This window comes from Micromonospora qiuiae, assembly GCF_016863555.1.
Lineage (GTDB): Bacteria > Actinomycetota > Actinomycetes > Mycobacteriales > Micromonosporaceae > Micromonospora > Micromonospora qiuiae.
In genome coordinates, this window is the sequence record NZ_BOPC01000042.1 from 1 (window position 1) to 4885 (window position 4885).

Here is a 4885-nt window from a genome sequence, read left to right on the forward strand (position 1 = left end):
CAACGGGCAACGGGCAACGGGCAACGGGCAACGGGCAACGGGCAACGGGCAACGGGCAACGGGCAACGGGCAACGGGCAACGGGCAACGGGCAATGTAGGCACAACGTCGCTCGCCCCGGCCGGTGATGGCACAAACGATTCAGCTCGACAGGGAGCCGTGGCGCAGACGAAGTGGCGCGACAGACAGTCGCCCCGGAAATCTCACCGGCGCGAGGTCGGGCAATCAGCCGGGTCAGTTGGCGCGGCGCAGCTTCGGCAGCACCCGGTCGCCGAAGGCGTCGAGGAAGGGACGCTGGTCCTGCCCGACGTGGTGCAGCGCAATCTGGTCGAAGCCGAGCTCGACGTACTCCTCCAGCCAGCCCACGTGCCGGCCCAGGTCGGCGGAGATGTTGACCACCTCGGCGAGGCGGGCCATCGGCACCTCGGCGGAGACCACGTCGAAGTGCTCGGGAGTGGTCAGGTCCCAGCAGACCGGCGGGGCGAAGACGTTGCTGCGCCACTGGTCGTACGCGATCGCCTCGGCCTCGGCCTGCGCGGGCGCCCAGCTCAGGTGCACCTGAAGGTGCAGCGGCCCGCGACCGCCGGCGCTGCGGTAGGCGTCGATCATTCGACGCAGGTGCTCGGTGGGGGCGTTGACGGTGATCAGCCCGTCCGCCCATTCGGCGCACCAGCGGGCGGTCTCGACGCTGACGGCGGCACCCACCAGGGCCGGCGGCTGCTCGGGTCGGCTCCACAACCGGGCCCGGTCGACCCGGACCAGGCCGTCGTGGCTGATCTCCTCCCCGTGCAGCAGGGCGCGGATGATCTCGACGCACTCGCGCAGCCGCGCGTTGCGTACCTCCTTGCGGGGCCAGACGTCGCCGGTGATGTGCTCGTTGGCCGCCTCGCCGGAGCCCAGCGCGGCCCAGAACCGGCCCGGGTACATCGCGCCGAGGGTGCCGATCGCCTGGGCGATGACGGCCGGGTGGTACCGCTGTCCGGGCGCGTTGACCACGCCGAACGACAGCCCGGTGGCCTGTAGCGCCGAACCGAGCCAGGACCAGGCGAAACCGGAGTGGCCCTGCCGTTCGCTCCACGGTGCGAAGTGGTCGGAGCACATGGCCGTGTCGAAGCCGACGCGCTCCGCGTGGATGACCGCCTCCAGCAGGGCGCGTGGATGGATCTGCTCGTGGGAGGCGTGGAAACCGATCGCCGTCATACCGCCGATGTCTACCCACCCCGGCATCGACGTAAGCAGGGGCCGCGCCGCTCCCACGGCGCGGCGCTACGGGCATCGGCCGTCGCCTTCGCCCTCGCAGTTCTTGCTCTCGCGCTGCTGGTGTCCGCGGCGGGCGTCGCGGTCGAAGATGCCCAGGATCTCGCAAGGGCCGCTTTCAGCGCCGATGGCGTGGGGCAACATGGTGGGGAACTCGGCGGCCTGGTTGGTCTCGAGGCGGAAGCGGCGGTGGCCCAGCATCAAAACCGCGGTGCCGGACAGGACCACGAGCCATTCACGCCCGGGGTGGGCGCGCATGCGCGCGGGATTGTCCGGCGGTGGCTCGGTCATGCGCTGACGCACGACGGACATGCCCGGGTCGGCCTTTATGGGCCAGCGCATCAGCCCGTGAGCGCCATCGATCATCGGGCTGGTGACGATGTCGTCGGAGGCGGTCTCCACGAGCTGGTCCAGGGTGGTGTCCAGGGCCCGGGCGAGGGTGACAAGCTGGTCCAGGGCGAGGCGGCGCTGGCCGTTCTCGATTCGGCTGAGCGAGGACTGGCTGAGCCGGGCACGGGTGGCAAGTTCTTCCAGGGACCAGCCCTGTGCGACTCGCAGAGCACGGATCCGTTTGCGTACGAGGCTGTCCAGGTCACCACCTTCTTGCGTCATAAGCAAGATTGTATGCCCTCGGCGCAGCGCGCGGTTAACGTCATGCGTACCAGGCCCGGATCAAGCAGGGCCTCACAGATGAAATGGGTACGCGGACATGCCGGAGACCACCGCACACGCGACCGACACCCTGCCGGGCGAGACAGTCGACGTCGTGGTGGTCGGAGGCGGTGCCGCATAGTTGAACGGTGCCCTGATGCTGGCCCGCTCCCGCCGCTGACCGCATAACAGCACCCTGGCACGAGGACACCAGCTCGCGGCAAGGGCGGTGAGCACCATGCACTGCTCACCGCCCTCACCACGAACGGCTCACACCCCTCTTTTCCTGGCCTGATCGTGCCCTCCTCGCCGCGTTGATCCGGCCGCTGCCCAGGCAGTTGAGGGCCTTGCCGCACCGGCAGGCTTGCTGGTCAGGTTTGCCTGAGGTGGGCCAGGGCGGTGATGATGCGCTCGGCGATGTCCGGGGGCCAGGGGAATTTGCGTATGACGGCGCGTTGGTGGGCCAGGCCGTGCAGGCCGAGCCACAGTGCGATCGCGTCGCTTTCCACGTCGTCGCTGGTGGATTCGCCCGCTGCGACGCACTCACCGAGGACCTCGGTGAGGACAGCCAGGGCCTCGACGCCCAGGGAGTCCATCTCCTCCTGGGTGATCGAGCTTTCACCTATGGCGGGGGCGGCCCACAGGCCGCCAAACATGATGCGGTAGCGCCCGGGGTGGGTCCGGGCCACATCCAGGTAGGCGTGGCCAACGGCGAGTAGCCGCTGCCGGGCGTTGTGGCCTGCCGAGTCGGCGGCCGTGCGCAGCCGCACGGCGAGCAGGTCGAACTCCTGGTTCACCACGGCCAGCATGATGGCCGGCTGGTCGGGAAAGTGCGCGTAGATCGACGGCGCGGCGATGCCGATCCGGCGAGCGATCGACCGCAGCGTGACAGCGTGCTCGTCGCCGCTTTCGTCGAGCAGAGCCGCCGCAGCGTTGACGATCTCGTCGCGGAGCTTGCCGCCTTCGCCGCGACGGTTACGCCTGCGGCCCGGTGTCGCTGCGTCCTCCGACTCGTTTGCCTTCATGCCGTAACCATACGCCAGAAAACTTACGGCCGTCGCCCTTGCCCATCAAGACTCACATGCGTTAGCTTAACCCCGTGAGCAAACAGTCCGAAGCTTATGAGGGCGTTATCGGCAACGCCGTTGCCATCAAGGCCACCGAGATCGTGCTGCCCGGCGAGGTGGAGCCGGACGGGTTGCAGGTCCGGGTCCGTGACCTGCCGGCTCCCGGGCAGGGACAGGTCGTACTACGCATGGAGGCCACCGGTGTGTCCTTCGCCGAGCAGCAGATGCGCCTGGGCACCTACTACGACCAGCCGCCGTACCCGTTCGTGCCGGGCTATGACGTCGTCGGAACAGTGGTCGCCACTGGCCCCGGCGTGGACCGCGCGCTGCAGGGCCGTCTCGTCGCCGCCGTCACCAAGATCGGCGGGTGGGCCAGCCACCTGCTCCTCGACGCCGGGGACCTGGTGCCGGTGCCAGACGGGGTGTCTGCCGCCGCCGCGGAAACGGTGCTCGTGAACGGAGTCACGGCCTGGCAGATGCTGCACCGCAAGGCGACGGTCGACGCCGGCGGGACCGTCGTGGTGCTCGGGGCCAACGGCGGGGTCGGCTCCACACTCGTGCAACTCGCCCGAGCCGCTGGGATGACGGTCATCGGCACAGCGTCGGCCATGCACCACGACGCGGTGCGCAAGCTGGGCGCCATCCCGGTCGATTACCGCGAGCCCGACATGTACCAGCGGATCCGCGCACTCGCCCCGAAGGGCGTGGACGCGGTGTTCGACCACGTCGGCGGCGCGGGACTTCCACAGTCGTGGCGGTTGTTGCGGCGCGGCGGCACGCTGGTCAGCTACGGCGCCGCGGCGGCGAAGGGTGAGCCGGGCAACGCCCTGCTGGGAGTGCTGAAGCTGTTCACCCGAATCTTCGCGTGGCACCACCTACCCAACGGCAAGAGCGCGTACTTCTACAACTTCTGGGCCGGTAGGCGCCGCCGCACCGCGTTCCAGGCCCGGCTGGCCGAAGACCTCACCCAGGTGCTGCGCATGGTCGCCGACGGCACGCTGGCCCCGCAGATCGCCGCACAGATCCCGCTCTCCCAGACCGCAGCGGCCCTGTCGCTTGCGGAGTCGCGGACCGTCATGGGCAAGGTCGTCATCGTCGCCGACGCCTGACCAGAGCACGTCACCGACATCAACCACTCCTGGAGAGAACCCGCATGCACACCATTGCCGCACCGGTGCGACCTGTGGCACCGCCCGAGGTGGACAGCCGACTCGGCTACCTCGCCTTCGCTCTGGCCTTCTTCCTCGGACACGGCTCGATCGCCCTGTCCAGGGGCGACGACCCCGTACTCGACCTGCCCACCTGGCTGCCTTACACCCTGCTCGCCATCGGAATCGTGTCCGGCGTGACCTTGAACATGATCGCCGGCAGTCGCGCCCAACGCGGCGCGAACGAATCCAGCCGACGTTCCGAGAAACTGGTCGGCACCACGTGGGTAACCGGCTTCGTCGCTCTGTCCATCGCCATCAGCGGCCTGGCCACCAACATCGACGACCCCACACTGCAGGACGCCCTGTGGCCCGCAGGCTCCGTCCTCATCGTCGGCATGATCAACCTCGCCGAGGGCGCGGTACGCCGCAACACGCTGCACTACGGCCTCGGCACCTGGCTCACCCTGCTCGCCGCCGCCACCCTCTTCCTCACCCCCACCGGAATCTACGCAACCCTCGCTGTCGCCGGCGGAAGCGGCTACCTGGTAGCCAGCCTCCTGGAACGCCGCCGCCTCGCCAACCTGCCCACCTGATCCAGCCCCGTCAGGCGCGATCCCGCGCCCCTCTCGCTCCGGTGACGCTGCCGCTGACCACAGCGTCACCGAGCAGAATTGTTGGCAGGCTGCTTAGAGCGACCGCCAGACGAGGTGGTCTGGTGATGCTGTCCCTGGGGTGAGGGGCGGCGCGGGTTACGGCATGG

General features: G+C 69.2%; 5 protein-coding genes. 2 read left to right on the forward strand and 3 right to left on the reverse strand.

Annotated elements, in window-relative coordinates; translation table 11 throughout:
- Positions 1 to 233: 233 nt before the first annotated feature.
- The 3 genes from Vqi01_RS16185 to Vqi01_RS16195 all read right to left on the reverse strand — a co-directional run bounded on the left by Vqi01_RS16185 (position 234) and on the right by Vqi01_RS16195 (position 2932).
- Positions 234 to 1199 carry a TIGR03885 family FMN-dependent LLM class oxidoreductase gene (locus Vqi01_RS16185; RefSeq protein ID WP_204035632.1) on the reverse strand — a complete coding sequence of 322 codons (966 nt, stop codon included), beginning with the start codon at positions 1197 to 1199 and terminating at the stop codon, positions 234 to 236.
- A gap of 66 nt (positions 1200 to 1265) precedes the next feature.
- On the reverse strand, positions 1266 to 1868 hold the full coding sequence (locus Vqi01_RS16190; RefSeq protein ID WP_204035633.1) for a helix-turn-helix domain-containing protein: 603 nt from the start codon (positions 1866 to 1868) through the stop codon (positions 1266 to 1268).
- 410 nt (positions 1869 to 2278) lie between these two features.
- Positions 2279 to 2932, reverse strand: coding sequence for a TetR/AcrR family transcriptional regulator (locus Vqi01_RS16195; protein WP_204035634.1), 654 nt, complete (start codon positions 2930 to 2932; stop codon positions 2279 to 2281).
- A gap of 74 nt (positions 2933 to 3006) precedes the next feature.
- Here Vqi01_RS16195 and Vqi01_RS16200 point away from each other — a divergent pair, with 74 nt between their 5' ends.
- Both Vqi01_RS16200 and Vqi01_RS16205 read left to right on the forward strand, forming a co-directional pair.
- Positions 3007 to 4083, forward strand: a complete 1077-nt coding sequence (locus Vqi01_RS16200; protein WP_239098433.1) for a medium chain dehydrogenase/reductase family protein — start codon at positions 3007 to 3009, stop codon at positions 4081 to 4083.
- A gap of 74 nt (positions 4084 to 4157) precedes the next feature.
- Complete coding sequence (locus Vqi01_RS16205; protein WP_239098434.1) at positions 4158 to 4718, forward strand: ABC transporter permease; 561 nt, start codon at positions 4158 to 4160, stop codon at positions 4716 to 4718.
- Positions 4719 to 4885: the final 167 nt, after the last annotated feature.